This window comes from Streptomyces gelaticus (assembly GCF_014649535.1).
Classification (GTDB): domain Bacteria; phylum Actinomycetota; class Actinomycetes; order Streptomycetales; family Streptomycetaceae; genus Streptomyces; species Streptomyces gelaticus.
The window spans coordinates 25,968-41,781 of sequence record NZ_BMTF01000006.1; the positions used below are offsets into that span (position 1 = coordinate 25,968).

The following is a 15,814-nucleotide window of genomic DNA, read 5'->3' on the forward strand; positions in this document are numbered from 1 at the left end:
ATTGTGTTGCTGCGGAGCGGTGACACGCCATAGAGTCGCCAATCGTCGGCATGGTGCCACGCTGACCTATCGATAAGTTTCCTGGTCACGTCCAAGGAGGTAAGACGACTTGTGAATGAGTCGACATTTACTCCCGGGGGTGTTCATCCAGGGATGCCTGCACGGGGCCAGAGCCCGAACGGGCTGGAGGCTGTCGGCTCCGTCGCTGTCCGCACCTTCGCCACCCAACAGCACATGACGACAGCCCCCCAGATGATGGACGGCCTACACGTGAACGCCATGGCCGGCAACGAGAGTGGCCGGGAGACCGCCCGCTTCGCCGACTTCGACGAGGTGCCCCAGGGGCACTTCTACGACCCCGACGCCGAGTACGAGCCCGACCCGGAGTACGCGGCCACCCTCGCGCCCGACGCTGCCCGCCAGCGCCGCGAGCGGATCGGCCCGACCGGTCGCCCCCTGCCCTACTTCCCGATCCCGGGCCCGCTGACCGACCACGGTCCCGCGAAGATCATTGCGATGTGCAACCAGAAGGGCGGCGTCGGCAAGACCACGTCGACCATCAACCTGGGCGCCGCGCTCGCGGAGTACGGGCGGCGCGTCCTGCTCGTCGACTTCGACCCGCAGGGAGCCCTGTCGGTCGGGCTCGGCGTCAACCCGATGGAGCTCGACCTCACGGTCTACAACCTGCTCATGGAGCGGGGCATGTCGGCCGACGAGGTGCTGCTGAAGACCGCGGTCCCGAACATGGACCTGCTGCCCAGCAACATCGACCTGTCCGCCGCCGAGGTGCAGCTGGTGAGCGAGGTGGCCCGGGAGTCCACGCTGCAGCGTGCCCTGAAGCCGCTGATGGCCGATTACGACTACATCGTGATCGACTGCCAGCCCTCGCTCGGTCTGCTCACCGTGAACGCCCTCACGGCGGCCCACAAGGTCATAGTGCCGCTCGAATGCGAGTTCTTCGCGCTGCGTGGTGTGGCGTTGCTCACCGAGACCATCGAGAAGGTCCAGGAGCGCCTCAACCCCGATCTGGAGCTGGACGGCATCCTCGCCACCATGTACGACTCCCGTACGGTGCACAGCCGTGAGGTCCTCGCGCGCGTCGTCGAGGCATTCGACGATCACGTCTACCACACGGTCATCGGGCGCACCGTGCGCTTCCCGGAGACCACCGTCGCCGGTGAACCCATCACCACGTACGCCTCCAACTCGGTCGGTGCCGCCGCCTATCGCCAGCTCGCCAGGGAGGTGCTCGCCCGGTGTCACGCCGAGTGAGTCTGCCCGGGGCCGACGAACTGTTCCGTACCACCGGAGGAATGGGGCTCCAGGCCTCGTCCCCCGCGGACCGGCGACGCAAGGCGAACGGCGAGGCCCGGGTGCCCGGTCCGGCCGGCGAGAGCGACTCCGGGGCGGACGGAGCCGGGGCGGACCCGGCACAGGCCCCCGAAGGCGCTTCGCGCGAGGAGCACTCCGCGGCCGACGCCGACGCGGCGGAATCGCGCACCCGCGGCGGTGACCGGGGCGCGGTGGCCGCGCAGCCGGGCCGAAGGCCCCAGCAGTCCGCGCCGGCGGCCGCGTCACCGGCCCCGCAGGAGGCGGTCCCCGCCTCCGCGTCCGCCGTCCAGCCGCAGCGCAGGCGCGGAGCCGGGCGCGGGGCGAACCGGCGGCCCAGCGGGCGCGAGCGCCACGACGAGAAGATCACCGTCTACGTCTCGGCCGAGGAACTGATGGACCTCGAACACGCCCGCCTGGTGCTGCGCGGGGAGCACGGGCTCGCGGTCGACCGCGGGCGGATCGTCCGTGAGGCGGTCGCGGTGGTGCTCGCCGATCTGGAGTCGCGGGGCGACGCGAGCATCCTCGTAAGGCGGCTGCGCGGCCGCTGACGGGCGAGGCGCCGGTAGCCTGCCCGGTGGGGGCGCCGCCGAAGGAGCGGTCCGGCCCCGTACGGGCCACGGCCCGCCGCCCGTATCCCGCTGCCCCTGGACCTTCATGCCGACGACCGACGAGCCCGCCCGCACCCCCCGCCGCCCCCTGGGGCGCGGTCCGGGCGGCCGGTCCGGGCAGCCGGCGGACGGCGGGGGTGCCGGTGCGGAGGCGTTCGCCCCGCCGCCGCCCACCGAACCGTCCGTCGAGACGTCTGTCGGGACGCCCGTTGCGGTGCCCGAAGTGCCCGTGGAAGCGCCCGCCGCGGCGCCCGAGCCCGGCGGGCTTCCCGAGCCTTCTGAGCCCTCCGAGCCCTCCGAGTCCTCCGAGTCCTCCGAGTCCTCCGAGCCCGACGACGGGCGGTTCACCGTCCGGCTGGCGAACTTCGAGGGGCCGTTCGACCTGCTCCTCCAGCTCATCGCCAAGCACAAGCTGGATGTGACCGAGGTCGCCCTGTCGAAGGTCACCGACGAGTTCATGGCGCACATCCGTGCCATGGGGCCGGACTGGGACCTGGACCAGACCACCGAGTTCCTCGTCGTCGCCGCGACCCTGCTCGACCTGAAGGCGGCCCGGCTGCTGCCCGCCGCCGAGGTGGAGGACGAGGCGGATCTGGCGCTGCTCGAAGCGCGGGACCTGCTCTTCGCCCGGCTGCTCCAGTACCGCGCGTACAAACGCATCGCGGAGATCCTCAGCGACCGGCTGGCGTCCGAGGGGCGGCGGTTCCCGCGGACCGTGGGGCTGGAGCCCCACCACGCCGAGCTGTTGCCCGAGGTCGTGATCAGCATCGGGGCGGAGGGGTTCGCCGCGCTGGCCGTGAAGGCGATGCAGCCGAAGGCCGAGCCGCAGGTGTACGTCGACCACATCCACGCCCCGCTGGTCAGTGTGCGGGAGCAGGCCGAGATCGTGGTGGCCCGGCTGCGGGAGGCGGGGGAGGCCAGTTTCCGTACGCTCACCGAGGACGCCCCGGACACCCTCACCGTCGTCGCACGGTTCCTCGCGCTGCTGGAGCTGTACCGGGAGAAGGCCGTCGCGCTCGACCAGGACGAGGCGCTCGGGGAGCTCCTGGTGCGCTGGGCCGGGGGAGAGGGGGCCGGGCCCGTCGTCACGGACGAGTTCGACCCCGAGACACAGGACGTCCAGGAGGATGGGAAGGCATGAGTCAGCAGGAGAGCACCGCCTCCACCGTCGCGGATCTCGACCTCGGGCCCGCGCTGGAGGCCGTCCTCATGGTCGTGGACGAGCCCGCCACCGAGGAGCACCTCGCCAAGGTGCTGGAGCGGCCCCGCAGGGCCGTCGCGGACGCGCTGCGCGAGCTGGCCGACGAGTACACCGTGCAGCGCCGCGGATTCGAACTGCGGCTGGTGGCGGGCGGCTGGCGCTTCTACACCCGCCCCGAGTACGCGGCGGCCGTGGAGGCCTTCGTCCTGGACGGCCAGCAGGCCCGGCTGACCCAGGCGGCGCTGGAGACACTCGCGGTGGTCGCGTACCGCCAGCCGGTCAGCCGCTCCCGGGTCTCCGCGGTCCGCGGTGTGAACTGCGACGGGGTCATGCGGACCCTGCTCCAGCGGGGTCTGGTGGGGGAAGCGGGCGCGGAACCCGAAACAGGTGCGATCCTGTACAGGACGACGAACTACTTTCTGGAGCGGATGGGCCTGCGTGGCCTGGATGAGCTCCCGGAGCTCGCGCCCTTCCTCCCCGAGGCGGACGCGATCGAGGCTGAGACGCTAGAGGGTGTGCCGTCGTTCGATCCGGACGCACCGGACACCCCGGATACTCACGCAGACGACAAGACGGAATTTTGATGCGAAGCAGTGGCAGGAACAGCGGAAGCGGCAGCGGCGGCGGCAGGAGCGGCGGCAGCCGGAACCCTCGCGGTGCCGGCGCCGGGCGCGACGGCAAGCAGGAGCAGCGTCCCCGCCGGCCCCGGCCCGAGGAGCGCCGTTACGACGTGGGCGCCACCGGGGAGAAGAGCGGCGACGGCCCCCGCAAGGGACGCGGCGCGGCGGCCCGGGGCGGCGCCAAGGGCGGCCCGAAGCCCGCGCAGGGCGCCAGGAGCGGTGGTTCGCGTCGCCAGGGCGCCCCGTCCCGTCCGCGTGAGCTCGACGCCAAGATCGAGCAGCGCAACCGCGACCGGTACGCGAACAAGCCCGACATCAGGACACCCCGGACCCACCCGGGCGCCGAGCAGGAGGGCGAACGGCTGCAGAAGGTCCTCGCCCGGGCCGGCATGGGCTCGCGCCGGGCGTGCGAGGAGCTGATCGAGCAGGCCCGCGTCGAGGTCAACGGCGAGATCGTCGTCGAGCAGGGCATGCGCGTCGATGTGAACAGGGACGAGATCAAGGTCGACGGCCTGACCGTCGCCGCCCAGTCCTACCTCTTCTTCGCGCTGAACAAGCCCGCCGGTGTCGTCTCCTCGATGGAGGACCCGGACGGCCGCCAGTGCCTCGGCGACTACGTCACCAACCGTGAGACGCGGCTCTTCCACGTCGGCCGGCTGGACACCGAGACCGAGGGCATCATCATGCTCACCAACCACGGCGAGCTGGCCCACCGCCTGACCCACCCCAAGTACGGGGTGAAGAAGACCTACCTGGCCGCCATCCAGGGACCGCTCCCGCGCGACCTGGGCAAGCGGCTCAAGGACGGCATCCAGCTGGAGGACGGGTACGCCCGGGCCGACCACTTCCGGGTCGTCGAGAACACCGGCAAGAACTACCTGGTCGAGGTGACCCTCCACGAGGGCCGCAAGCACATCGTCCGCCGGATGCTGGCCGAGGCCGGCTTCCCGGTCGAGCGGCTCGTGCGGACGTCCTTCGGGCCGATCCCGCTGGGCGACCAGAAGTCCGGCTGGCTGCGCCGCCTCACCAACACCGAGGTCGGCATGCTGATGCGCGAGGTCGGTCTGTAACCCTCCTCCGTCCGCTCCACGGCCCGCGGCCGGTTCCTGTTCTCGGTTTTCGAACAGGAACCGGCCGCGGGCCTTTTGCTGCACCCGTTCCGCCTTTATAGTCAGAATGACTATTAAGGAGGCGAGCGTGAGTCTCGCGGATTTCCTCGATCCCCTGCAACAACCCCTGGTGACGGTGCTCGACACCCCGGTCAGCTGGACCGAGGTGCTCGGCTTCGGCAGCGGGGCACTGTGCGTATGGCTCGTGGCCCGCCAGCACCTCGCCAACTGGCCGATCGGCATCGCCAACAACCTCTTCTTCATCCTGCTGTTCACCCAGGCCGGCCTGTACGCCGACGCCGGCCTCCAGGTCGTCTTCATCGCCCTCGCCGTGTACGGCTGGTGGACCTGGACCCACGGGGGCGGACCGGGCTCGCCCGAGCTGCCGGTGCGGCGCACCACACGCGCCGAATGGGCCTGGCTGCTCGTGGCGGGGGCGGTGGGGACCCTCGCCCTCACCGTCCTGCTCGACCGCGCCACCGACTCGACCGTCCCCTTCTGGGACGCCCTGACGACCGCGCTCTCCCTGACGGCGACGTACGGACAGTGCCGCAAGCTCGTCGAGTCCTGGTGGCTCTGGATCGCCGCCGACGTGGTCTACATCCCGCTGTACGCGTACAAGGAGCTCTACCTGACCTCGCTGCTGTACGCCGGTTTCCTGACGCTCTGCCTGATCGGCCTGCGCAACTGGAAGCACGATCTCGCCGGGCAGCCGCGGCGATTGGCGGAGGCGGCGGTATGAAGCGCTACGGACACGGGCTGGTCCTCGGCAAGTTCTACCCGCCGCACGCCGGCCACCACCACCTCGTCCGCACCGCGCAGGACCGCTGCGAGCGGCTGACCGTCCTGGTCTGCGCCGCCTCCGTCGAGTCCGTGCCGCTCGCCGACCGGGTGGCCTGGATGCGGGAGGTGCACCCGGACGTGCGGGTTGTCGGCGCCGTCGACGACATCCGGATGGACCTCCACGACCCGGCGATCTGGGACGCGCACATGGCCGTCTTCACCGGGGCCGTGCCCGAGCCGGTGGACGCCGTCTTCACCTCGGAGTCGTACGGGGACGAACTCGCCCGCCGGTTCGGTGCCGAGCCGGTCTGTGTCGACCCCGACCGCACGGTCTTCCCGGTCTCCGGCACCGCCGTCCGCAAGGACCCGGTCGGTTGCTGGGACTTCCTGGAGCCGCCCGTACGGGCCGCCCTCGCCCGCCGGATCGTCGTCCTCGGCGCGGAATCCACCGGCACCACGACGATGGCCCGTGCCCTCACCGACCACTACCGCCGACGCGGCGGCGTCTGGGCGCGGACCGGATACGTCGCCGAGTACGGGCGGGAGTTCAGCGAACAGAAGCTGGCCGCCCTGCGCGAGCGGTGGCCCGGGGCCCAGTGGGAGGACGTCGCCTTCACCACCGACGACTTCCCGCTGATCGCCGAGACCCAGAACGCCATGGAGGACGCGGCCGCGCGCACCGGGTCGCCGGTGCTCATCTGCGACACCGACTCCTTCGCCACCACCGTCTGGCACGAGCGGTACATCGGCGGACGCAACCCGCTCGTCGAGGAGAGGGCCGACCGGGTCGCCCACCACCTGTGGCTGCTCACCGACCACGAGGGCGTCGCCTTCGAGGACGACGGACTGCGCGACGGCGAAGAGCTGCGCCCCTGGATGACCGACCGCTTCCGGGCCGAACTCACCCGTACCGGAAGACGGTTCGTCGAACTCACCGGAACCCACGAGGAGCGCCTGGCCACCGCGGTCGCCGCAGTCGACGCCCTGCTCGCCGACAGCTGGAAGTTCGCCGCGCCCCTGCCGGAGCACCGATGAGCACAGGCGCCCCCGCGGGCTACGACCCGCATGCCTTCGAACCCTTCGCGGTCACCGTCGACCTCGCCGTCTTCACGGTCCGCGGCGGCCGGCTGCACGTCCTGCTCGTCGAACGGGGCGAGGACCCGTACAAGGGGCACTGGGCGCTGCCCGGCGGCTTCGTCCTGCCCCGGGAGTCCGCCGAGTCCGCCGCCCGCCGGGAGCTCGCCGAGGAGACCGGGCTGACGGAGGACACCGCCGGCGCCCTCCACCTGGAACAGCTGCGCACCTACAGCGATCCGGACCGCGACCCCAGGATGCGGGTGGTCTCCGTCGCATACGCCGCGCTCGTGCCCGACCTGCCCGAGCCGCGCGGCGGCGGCGACGCGGCCGGCGCCCGGTGGTGGGACGCCGGGGCGCTCGGTCCGCTCGCCTTCGACCACGACCGCATCCTCGCCGACGCGTACGACCGGATCGGCGCGAAGCTCGAATACAGCTGTCTGGCCACCGCCTTCTGCCCGCCCGAATTCACCCTGGGGGAACTCCAGCAGGTGTACGAGACGGTCTGGGGCGTCGAACTGGACCGTCCCAACTTCCGGCGCAAGGTCCTCACCACGCCCGGCTTCGTCCAGGCCCTGGAGGGATCGCCGCGCCGCACCGGCGGACGGGGAAAGCCGGCCGCGCTCTACCGGGCGGGTGCCGCCACCGCCCTGCACCCTCCACTGCTGAGACCGGAAGGAAGAAGCACGTGATCGTGACCAGGACCATCACCAAACAGGCCGCCACCGGCGCGCTGACCGGGCTCGCGCTCGGCGACGCCCTGGGCTTCCCGACCGAGTTCAACAACGTGCCGTCGATCCTCGCCAAGAGCGGGCCGTGGCGTGCGATGCGGCTGCCGAAGCCCGCGATCGTCACCGACGACACCCAGATGACACTGGCCCTGGGACGGGGCATCCGCACCGCCATGGACCGCGGGCTGCTCACCCCGCTGCGGCTGACCCGCCCGGTGCGCGAGGAGTTCGTCGACTGGTACCACTCGCCCGACAACAACCGCGCCCCCGGCCGCACCTGCATGACGGCCTGCCGCCTGCTCGACAGCGACCGGCTCTGGCAGGAGGCCAGCCAGACCGGTTCCAAGGGCTGCGGCGCCAACATGCGGGTCGCGCCGGTCGGGCTCGTACCCGGGCTGAGCGAGGAACAGCGCTCCGGCGCCGCCCAGTTGCAGGCGGCCCTCACCCACGGCCATCCGACCGCGCTCGCCGCGTCCGACCTGACGGCCCGCGCGGTGCACCTGCTGGCGCAGGGGGCGGAACCCATGGGTCTGATCGGGCAGCTGCGTTCGTACGCGTACGAGAACAGCGGCCGCTACCTCACGCGCTGGCTCGGTGACCTCTGGCGGTACGCGGGCGACTCCTCGCCCGAGCTGTACATCCAGCGCGGCTGGGACGAATGCCTCACCGCCCTGGCCCGCGTCCAGGAGGCGCTGCGCGACCCGTCCCCGGAGACCGACCCCTGCGAGCTGACCGGCGACGGCTGGATCGCCGAGGAGGCCCTGGCCACGGCCCTGCACTGCTTCCTCCTCTTCCCCGAGGACCCCGTCACCGCACTGCGCCGCGCCGCCTGCACCCGGGGCGACTCGGACTCCCTCGGCTGCCTGACCGGCGCGTTCGCCGGGGCACACCTGGGCGCCGGGGCCTGGCCCAAGGAGTGGGCGGAGCGGATCGAGTACCGCAGCGATCTGCTGTCCCTGGGGGCGCTCTGGGATTCTTGAGGCGCAGGCCGAGGCGGAGTACGGGGGAGCGGGGTCCGGTGCGTTCCGGCCCCGCGAGCCCGGCATGATCCGGACGAAGGACCCTAAGGGCAGCACGCGGACGCCCGGCGGGTGCGGATCAGGAAGTCCTCCACCCGGGCCCGGTCCGGCTCCGGGGGGAGCGGGGAGTCCTTCACCGCCTCGTCGTTCTCCTCGGCGAGGCGGTGCATCCGGCGTTCGACCTCCGCCCACGACACCTCGCCCCGCTTCACCGCCAGCAGCTCCTCGCGGGCCGCGCCCACCTCGATCGTGAGTTCGCCCGTGCGCAGCAGGTCCCGGCCGGAGGCCAGCAGCCGCAGCAGATGCATGGCGTGCTTCCAGCGCGGCGCCCCGTGCAGCCGTACGTCCGCCTCCAGCTTCCTGCGCTGGCCCGACGCGTAGCGGGCGAAGGTCCGGTGGGCCAGCCGGGAGAGGAACGCCCCGCGCAGGGACAGGAGTTCACGGCCCACGGCATCGATGTGCTCCACCAGTGGTGAGTGCAGGCACTCCAGCACATTGGGGTTGGCGCGCAGCGCGAGCTCGCAGAAGCGCTCCAGCTCCCAGGAGAACTGCTCCTGCGCCGGGCCCTCGACATGCGTCGGCGGCTTCTCGAACCGCCAGAACAGCGGGGTCGGCACGAGGAACACGCCGCGCCGGTCGGTGTCGCTCCCTTCCGTGGCGAGCCCGAAGGCGCGTGAGCCCACCACGCAGGAGTAGACCGTGTGGTCGCGTACGAGAGCCTCGGGGCCGGGGGTGATCATGGCGGCGAGCGTACGTGAGCGGAAACGGGTTGCACCGGGGATTGCGAGGCGCCCTCAGGCATCCCGCCACGTGGCAGAAGGCCGGGTTCTGATCGACATTGTCGATAAATCATCCCCTTCGGAAAGGCAGGACCATGGCAGAAAACGATCTCGGTGGCCTGCTGGGCGGCTTGCCGGGCGGCGGCCGGAGCGGCGGCTCGGCCGGAGCGGACGGCGCGGGGAACACCCTCGGCGCGCTGCTCGGCGCGCTCGGCGGCGGCCAGGGCGGTACGGGCGTCGGCGGTGGCAACGCGCTCGAAGGGCTGATCGGGATGCTCACCAGGTCCGGCCTCGTCGACCAGATGCAGTCCTGGGTCGGCACCGGTGAGAACCAGGCGGCCAGCGGCGCCCGGATCAGCGAGGCGCTGCCGGACGAAGCCCTGGAGAAGGTCGCCCGGGAAGCGTGGGTCACCCCGCAGCAGGCGGCCGACGAGATCGCCCGGTCGCTGCCGACGGCGGTCGACAAGCTGACCCCGTCGGGGGAGGTGCCGGAGGGCCGCTCGATCGAGGACCTGGTCCGGGAGCAGCAACTCTGACAGCGGAAGCGGTCCGGGGGCCCGTCCGGCGCATCGGGCCGGGCCGTGGCCGCGCGTCGCGCCGTCTCACCTGCAGAGCACCGCCGACCGCCCGCCCCGCCCCCCTCTAGGCTGGCCGGGCAGAGAGATCACGCAGGCGGACAGCAGGCGCGACACGTACGAAGAACCGAGGAGCACGACGTGGCGGTACGAGCGGTCCGCGGAGCCGTCCAGCTGGAACAGGACGAGGCCGGGCACATGGACGAGCGGGTCGGTGCCCTGCTCAACGCCGTCCTGGAGCGCAACAGTCTTGTCGCGGACGATCTGATCAGCATCTGGTTCACGGCCACACCCGACCTGCACAGCGACTTCCCGGCCGCCGCCGCACGCGGGCTCGGTATCGTCGACGTACCGCTGATCTGCGCCCAGGAGCTGGACATCGTGGGGGCCATGCCCCGTGTGGTGCGCATCCTGGCGCACGTCGAGACGTACCTTCCCAAGTCCGAGATCGCCCATGTGTACCTCGGCGCCACCGCCGCACTCCGCAAGGACATCGCCCAGTGAGAACCGCCGTCGTCATCGGAACAGGCCTCGTCGGCACCTCCGCAGCCCTCGCCCTCGCCGGGCGCGGCATCCAGGTCCACCTCGTCGACCACGACCCCCAGTCGGCCCGTACCGCCGCCGCGCTGGGCGCCGGTACGGACGAGGCGCCCGAGGACCGGGTGGATCTGGCGATCATCGCCGTGCCGCCCGCTCATGTGGCCTCGGTGCTGGCCACGGCCATACGGGACGGCATCGCCCGCGGCTACCTGGATGTCGCCAGCGTGAAGGGCGGCCCGCGTCGTGAGCTGGAGGCCCTCGGCCTCGACCTCACGCCGTACATCGGTACCCACCCCATGGCCGGCAAGGAGCGATCGGGCCCGCTCGCCGCCACCGCGGACCTGTTCGAGGGCCGGCCCTGGGTCCTCACCCCGACCCATGACACCGACACCGAGGTCCTCAACCTCGCCCTGGAACTGGTCGCGCTCTGCCGTGCCGTCCCGGTCGTCATGGACGCCGACGCGCACGACCGGGCCGTCGCCCTGGTCTCCCACACCCCGCAGCTGATCTCCTCGATGGTCGCCGCCCGCCTGGAGGAGGCCGACGAGACCGCCGTACGCCTCTGCGGCCAGGGCATCAGGGACGTCACCCGGATCGCCGCCTCCGACCCCCGGATGTGGGTGGAGATCCTCGCCGCCAACCCCGGACCGGTCGCCGACGTGCTGGCCGGTCTCGCCGCCGACCTGGACGAGACGGTACGGGCGCTGCGGGGCCTGCAGTCCGAGGACGACGACAGGCGCCGCGAGGGCACCGAGGGCATCGAGGACGTCCTGCGCCGCGGCAACGCGGGCCGGGTCAGGGTGCCGGGCAAGCACGGGACCGCCCCCACCGCGTACGAGATGGTGTCCGTGCTCATCAGCGACCGGCCGGGCGAGCTGGCCGGGATCTTCGCCGACGCCGGACGGGCCGGGGTCAACGTCGAGGACGTGCGCATCGAGCACGCCACCGGGCAGCAGGCCGGCCTGGTCCAGCTGATGGTCGAGCCGAGCGCGGCCCCCGCACTGAGTGCCGCGCTGCGCGAGCGGGGCTGGTCGATACGCCAGTAGGCCCGGGGCGGCGGGACCGGAAGGCCGTTGTCCACAGGGGTGCAGAGACCCGCTCCGGCACTCGGTAACCTTGTGCGGGGCGGGTTCGCACGCGCCCCCGTCCCGCCCACCCCGTGTACCAGGAAGGTGTCCACCACCGTGGAAACCCGTACGGCCCCGGCCGCAGTGATCGTCGCCATCGACGGGCCCTCCGGCACCGGCAAGTCGAGCACGTCCAAGGCCGTCGCCGCGCAGCTCGGCCTGAGCTACCTGGACACCGGCGCCCAGTACCGGGCGATCACCTGGTGGATGCTGAACAACGGCATCGACGTGCAGGACGCGGTGGAGGTGGCGACCGCGGCCGCCAAGCCGGTCATCGTCTCCGGCACGGACCCCGCCGCCCCGACGATCACCGTCGACGGCGAGGACGCCGCGGGCCCGATCCGTACCCAGGAGGTCACCTCCAGGGTCAGCGCCGTCAGTGCGGTCCCCGAGGTGCGCACCCGGATCACCGAGCTCCAGCGCACCATCGCCGCCGCGGCCGAGCGGGGCATAGTGGTCGAGGGCCGGGACATCGGCACCACCGTGCTGCCCGACGCCGACCTGAAGATCTTCCTCACCGCTTCCCCGGAGGCCCGCGCCGCCCGTCGCAGCGGAGAGCTCAAGGGCTCCGACCTCGCCGCCACCAAGGAGGCGCTGATCAAGCGGGACGCGGCCGACTCCGGCCGCAAGACCTCCCCGCTCGCCAAGGCGGACGACGCGGTCGAGGTGGACACCACCGAGCTGACCCTTCAGCAGGTCATCGAGTGCGTCGTCACCCTCGTCGAGGAGAAGCGGGCCACGAAGTGACCCAGGCCATGGGCTCGCCCTCGCCGCGCGGTGCGGCGGTCGGGCGCGGGATCGGCATCGGGCTGATGTACGGGCTGTGGAAGCCCCGCGTCCTCGGTGCGTGGCGAGTCCCCGCCTCCGGACCCGTCATACTCGCGGTGAACCACTCTCACAACATCGACGGTCCGATGCTGATGGGCACCGCGCCCCGGCCCGTCCACTTCCTGATCAAGAAGGAGGCGTTCGTCGGCCCGCTCGACCCGTTCCTGCGCGGAATCGGTCAGCTGAAGGTGGACCGTACGACCGCCGACCGCACCGCCATCACCCAGGCCCTCGGCGTGCTGGAGAACGGCGGGGCGCTCGGGATCTTTCCCGAGGGCACCAGGGGCGAGGGCGACTTCGCCTCCCTGCGTGCCGGGCTCGCGTACTTCGCGGTGCGCAGCGGCGCACCGATCGTGCCCGTGGCCGTCCTGGGAAGCACCGAGCGCCGCGGACGGTTGATATCGGCACTGCCGCCGCTGCGCAGCCGGGTCGACGTCGTCTTCGGCGATGCCTTCGAGGCGGGCGACCGAAGCGGCAGGCGTACGCGCAAGGCGCTGGACGAGGCGACGGTACGGATCCAGGGGCGGCTGACCGCCCATCTGGACGAGGCCAGGCGTTTCACCGGGCGCTAGGTAAGACTTGAGTAGTGGGCCGCGGGTTCGTGGCCCATCGATGATGCAAAGAGGAACGGACTTCATGAACGACCAGATTCACTCCGACGGCTCGGACCACGAGCACGGAGCGCTTGGCGACGCCGAGTACGCGGAGTTCATGGAGCTCGCCGCGGAGGAGGGCTTCGACCTCGAAGAGGTCGAGGGCGCCATCGACGAGGCCGGACACGGCCCGCTGCCCGTGCTCGCCGTCGTCGGCCGCCCCAATGTCGGCAAGTCGACGCTGGTGAACCGGATCATCGGCCGCCGCGAGGCGGTCGTCGAGGACAAGCCCGGCGTCACCCGTGACCGCGTCACCTACGAGGCCGAGTGGGCGGGCCGCCGCTTCAAGGTCGTCGACACCGGCGGCTGGGAGCAGGACGTGCTGGGCATCGACGCCTCCGTCGCCGCCCAGGCCGAGTACGCGATCGAGGCGTCCGACGCGGTCGTCTTCGTGGTCGACTCGACCGTCGGCGCGACCGACACCGACGAAGCCGTCGTCAAGCTGCTGCGCCGGGCCGGCAAGCCGGTCGTGCTGTGCGCCAACAAGGTCGACGGACAGAGCGGCGAGGCGGACGCCACGGCGCTGTGGTCGCTGGGTCTCGGCGAGCCGCACCCGGTCTCCTCGCTGCACGGCCGCGGCACCGGCGACCTGCTCGACGCCGTTCTCGAAGCGCTTCCCGAGGCCCCCGCCCAGCGCTTCGGCACCGCGATCGGCGGCCCGCGCCGGATCGCGCTCATCGGCCGCCCGAACGTCGGCAAGTCCTCGCTGCTGAACAAGGTGGCCAACGAGGACCGCGTCGTCGTCAACGAGCTCGCCGGCACCACCCGCGACCCTGTCGACGAGCTGATCGAGCTCGGCGGCATCACCTGGAAGTTCATCGACACGGCCGGCATCCGCCGCCGCGTCCACCTGCAGGAGGGCGCGGACTACTACGCCTCGCTGCGTACCGCCGCCGCTGTGGAGAAGGCCGAGGTCGCCGTCGTCCTGATCGACGCGGGCGAGTCCATCAGCGTCCAGGACCAGCGCATCATCACCATGGCCGTGGAGGCCGGACGCGCCCTGGTGATCGCGTACAACAAGTGGGACAAGCTCGACGAGGAGCGCCGCTACTACCTGGAGCGGGAGATCGAGACGGAGCTCGCGCAGATCGCGTGGGCACCGCGGGTCAATGTCTCGGCCGTCACCGGCCGGCACATGGAAAAGCTCGTCCCGGCGATCGAGACCGCGCTCGCCAGCTGGGAGACCCGCATCCCCACCGGCCGGCTGAACGCCTTCCTCGGCGAGATCGTCGCCTCCCACCCGCACCCCGTACGCGGCGGCAAGCAGCCCCGGATCCTCTTCGGTACCCAGGCCGGCACCAAGCCGCCGCGCTTCGTGCTGTTCGCCTCGGGCTTCCTGGAGCACGGCTACCGACGGTTCGTCGAGCGCCGGCTGCGTGAGGAGTTCGGCTTCGAGGGCACCCCGATCCACATCTCGGTGCGGGTCCGTGAGAAGCGCGGCCGCAACAAGTAGGGGGCAAGGGCGTAACGACAGAGCCCCGGAGCGTCTCTCGTCCGAGACGGTCCGGGGCTCTGTCGTACGCTCAGTCCCCGCGCGAGCCCGGGGGCAGGGCCGCCGGCTGGGTGCGCCCGGAGTGCCGGCCCACCCGCTGCCAGGAACCGAGGCTGCTGGTGTGTGAGCCGGAGCCGCTGCCGGTGCTGCCACTGTGCCTGGCGGACCCGCCGGTGACGGCGAGACCGGTGGAGAAGCCGGCGGAGTGGCCGGAATGGCCGCTCAACGGGAGACGGCTGCCGGAGAGCCCGGTGCCGAAGGCCACGAAGCCGAGATTTTCCTCGCCGCTCCGATCACCCGGCAGCGCCCGGAACGAGCGGCGGTACTCGGAGTACAGCGCGTCGTAGATCGGGGTCTGGGACGGACCGCCCGAGGGATCCTGCGAGGGCCGCATGCCAGGGATCGGGCTCGGGCGCTGGTGGGAGGAGTCGTATGAGTGCACGTATGTGCCAACGACCCCGGTGACCGTCGGATGCGGGCGCGGCGGAGAAATAGCTGTTCGCCGCCGGTGCGAGGGTCGGGCCGTCATGATCAGGTACCGGCCAGCGGCATCGCGGCGGCGACCAGGAGCCCTCCGGCCGCGGCCCTGTCCAGGGCGTCGCGCAGCAGGTCCTCGCGGGGCTGCTGGCCGATCGCCCCGGCGGGCGCGGCGAAGACGAGGACGGTCCGGGACTTGTTGGCCGCGGTCCGCCAGCCCTCGGTGACCTGGAGCGGTGCGTGCGCCTGCCACCAGGCGACCGGTGCGCCGCCGCCGATGCCCGGCTGGAGCACGGCGTGCAGCTGGCCCACGGCGAGCAGGATCGACCAGCCGTGCAGCATGGCGGGCACCTGGTCCATCCGGTGGACCGGGTGGAAGCCCTGCTCCAGCAGCAGCTGGAGGAATTCGTCGCCCCGGCTGCCGTCCGTGCCCGGACGGGCGATGGCACCGGTCGGTTCGACGACGAGGGCCGGGTGGAGCTCGTCGCCGATCAGGACGAGGCCGCTGGTGATCCCGAGGACGGCCTGCTCGGTGGTCAGGCCCTGCGGCTGCGCCGCGTCGCCGGAGCCGTTGTTGCCGGTGATGCTGCGTACGGCGCCCTGCAGCTGCTCCTCGGCGACCTGGACGACCTGCGAGGGGATGCACGTCGCGTGCGCGAAGGCGAGGACGGCGGTCTCGTCGCCGACGAAGAGCACCGTGCTGGTGCGTTCCTGCTCGGAGTCGCCGGGGGTGCGGCAGGAAGTGCAGTCGTAACTGCCCGGGGCGTTGTCGCCGACGAGCAGCCGGTCGGCTTCGGCGTCGCCGATCTCGGCGCGTACGTCCTCGCTGACGTCGAGCATGCGCGGCACGGGTGGCTCCTCGAACT

18 protein-coding genes are annotated in these 15,814 nt (G+C 71.9%); 15 read left to right on the top strand and 3 right to left on the bottom strand.

From position 1 onward, the window contains the following. Positions 1–153 precede the first annotated feature (153 nt). The 9 genes from IE107_RS10705 (at position 154) to IE107_RS10745 (ending at position 8,438) form a co-directional block, all read left to right on the top strand. Positions 154–1,272: a ParA family protein gene (locus tag IE107_RS10705; RefSeq protein ID WP_189543487.1), complete on the top strand. Its 1,119-nt coding sequence runs from the start codon at positions 154–156 to the stop codon at positions 1,270–1,272. Next, entirely contained in the window at positions 1,269–1,880 is a 612-nt protein-coding gene (locus tag IE107_RS10710; protein WP_189543768.1) for a hypothetical protein, read from the top strand. The genes IE107_RS10705 and IE107_RS10710 overlap by 4 nt, the downstream gene beginning before the upstream one ends. 106 nt (positions 1,881–1,986) lie before the next feature. Further along, a complete protein-coding gene (locus IE107_RS10715) occupies positions 1,987–3,081 on the top strand; it encodes a segregation and condensation protein A (protein WP_189543488.1) in 1,095 nt (364 codons plus the stop codon). Next, on the top strand, positions 3,078–3,725 hold the full coding sequence (gene scpB / locus IE107_RS10720; protein WP_189543489.1) for an SMC-Scp complex subunit ScpB: 648 nt from the start codon (positions 3,078–3,080) through the stop codon (positions 3,723–3,725). Before IE107_RS10715 ends, scpB begins: the two co-directional genes overlap by 4 nt. Next, entirely contained in the window at positions 3,725–4,831 is a 1,107-nt protein-coding gene (locus tag IE107_RS10725) for a pseudouridine synthase (RefSeq protein ID WP_189543490.1), read from the top strand. The genes scpB and IE107_RS10725 overlap by 1 nt, the downstream gene beginning before the upstream one ends. A gap of 127 nt (positions 4,832–4,958) precedes the next feature. Then, complete coding sequence (pnuC, locus tag IE107_RS10730) at positions 4,959–5,612, top strand: nicotinamide riboside transporter PnuC (RefSeq protein WP_189543491.1); 654 nt, start codon at positions 4,959–4,961, stop codon at positions 5,610–5,612. Then, a complete protein-coding gene (locus IE107_RS10735) occupies positions 5,609–6,688 on the top strand; it encodes an AAA family ATPase (protein WP_189543492.1) in 1,080 nt (359 codons plus the stop codon). The genes pnuC and IE107_RS10735 overlap by 4 nt, the downstream gene beginning before the upstream one ends. Continuing rightward, the gene (locus IE107_RS10740) at positions 6,685–7,419 is read left to right on the top strand and encodes an NUDIX hydrolase (protein ID WP_189543493.1); all 735 of its coding nucleotides are present in this window, start codon (positions 6,685–6,687) and stop codon (positions 7,417–7,419) included. Before IE107_RS10735 ends, IE107_RS10740 begins: the two co-directional genes overlap by 4 nt. Then, entirely contained in the window at positions 7,416–8,438 is a 1,023-nt protein-coding gene (locus tag IE107_RS10745) for an ADP-ribosylglycohydrolase family protein (protein WP_189543494.1), read from the top strand. The genes IE107_RS10740 and IE107_RS10745 overlap by 4 nt, the downstream gene beginning before the upstream one ends. An 83-nt stretch (positions 8,439–8,521) precedes the next feature. On the opposite strand, the gene IE107_RS10750 is transcribed toward IE107_RS10745, so the two are convergent. Further along, positions 8,522–9,217, bottom strand: a complete 696-nt coding sequence (locus IE107_RS10750) for a nucleotidyltransferase domain-containing protein (protein ID WP_189543495.1) — start codon at positions 9,215–9,217, stop codon at positions 8,522–8,524. A gap of 134 nt (positions 9,218–9,351) precedes the next feature. Between IE107_RS10750 and IE107_RS10755 the strand changes: the two genes are divergently transcribed. From IE107_RS10755 to der, 6 genes are all read left to right on the top strand, one after another. Continuing rightward, positions 9,352–9,792: a YidB family protein gene (locus IE107_RS10755; RefSeq protein WP_189543496.1), complete on the top strand. Its 441-nt coding sequence runs from the start codon at positions 9,352–9,354 to the stop codon at positions 9,790–9,792. Positions 9,793–9,972: 180 nt separating this feature from the next. Continuing rightward, a complete protein-coding gene (gene aroH, locus IE107_RS10760) occupies positions 9,973–10,335 on the top strand; it encodes a chorismate mutase (protein ID WP_189543497.1) in 363 nt (120 codons plus the stop codon). Beyond that, a complete protein-coding gene (locus IE107_RS10765; RefSeq protein WP_189543498.1) occupies positions 10,332–11,417 on the top strand; it encodes a prephenate dehydrogenase in 1,086 nt (361 codons plus the stop codon). Before aroH ends, IE107_RS10765 begins: the two co-directional genes overlap by 4 nt. A 126-nt stretch (positions 11,418–11,543) precedes the next feature. Then, positions 11,544–12,245 carry a (d)CMP kinase gene (cmk, locus tag IE107_RS10770; protein ID WP_189543499.1) on the top strand — a complete coding sequence of 234 codons (702 nt, stop codon included), beginning with the start codon at positions 11,544–11,546 and terminating at the stop codon, positions 12,243–12,245. A gap of 8 nt (positions 12,246–12,253) precedes the next feature. Then, entirely contained in the window at positions 12,254–12,898 is a 645-nt protein-coding gene (locus IE107_RS10775; protein WP_189543769.1) for a lysophospholipid acyltransferase family protein, read from the top strand. Between the two features lie 64 nt (positions 12,899–12,962). Further along, complete coding sequence (gene der, locus IE107_RS10780; RefSeq protein WP_189543500.1) at positions 12,963–14,432, top strand: ribosome biogenesis GTPase Der; 1,470 nt, start codon at positions 12,963–12,965, stop codon at positions 14,430–14,432. Between the two features lie 70 nt (positions 14,433–14,502). Here the strand turns inward: der and IE107_RS10785 are convergent, their stop codons facing one another. Further along, complete coding sequence (locus IE107_RS10785; protein ID WP_189543501.1) at positions 14,503–14,865, bottom strand: hypothetical protein; 363 nt, start codon at positions 14,863–14,865, stop codon at positions 14,503–14,505. A 137-nt stretch (positions 14,866–15,002) separates the two neighbouring features. Continuing rightward, entirely contained in the window at positions 15,003–15,797 is a 795-nt protein-coding gene (locus IE107_RS10790) for a DUF8842 C-terminal domain-containing protein (protein ID WP_189543502.1), read from the bottom strand. Positions 15,798–15,814 lie beyond the last annotated feature (17 nt).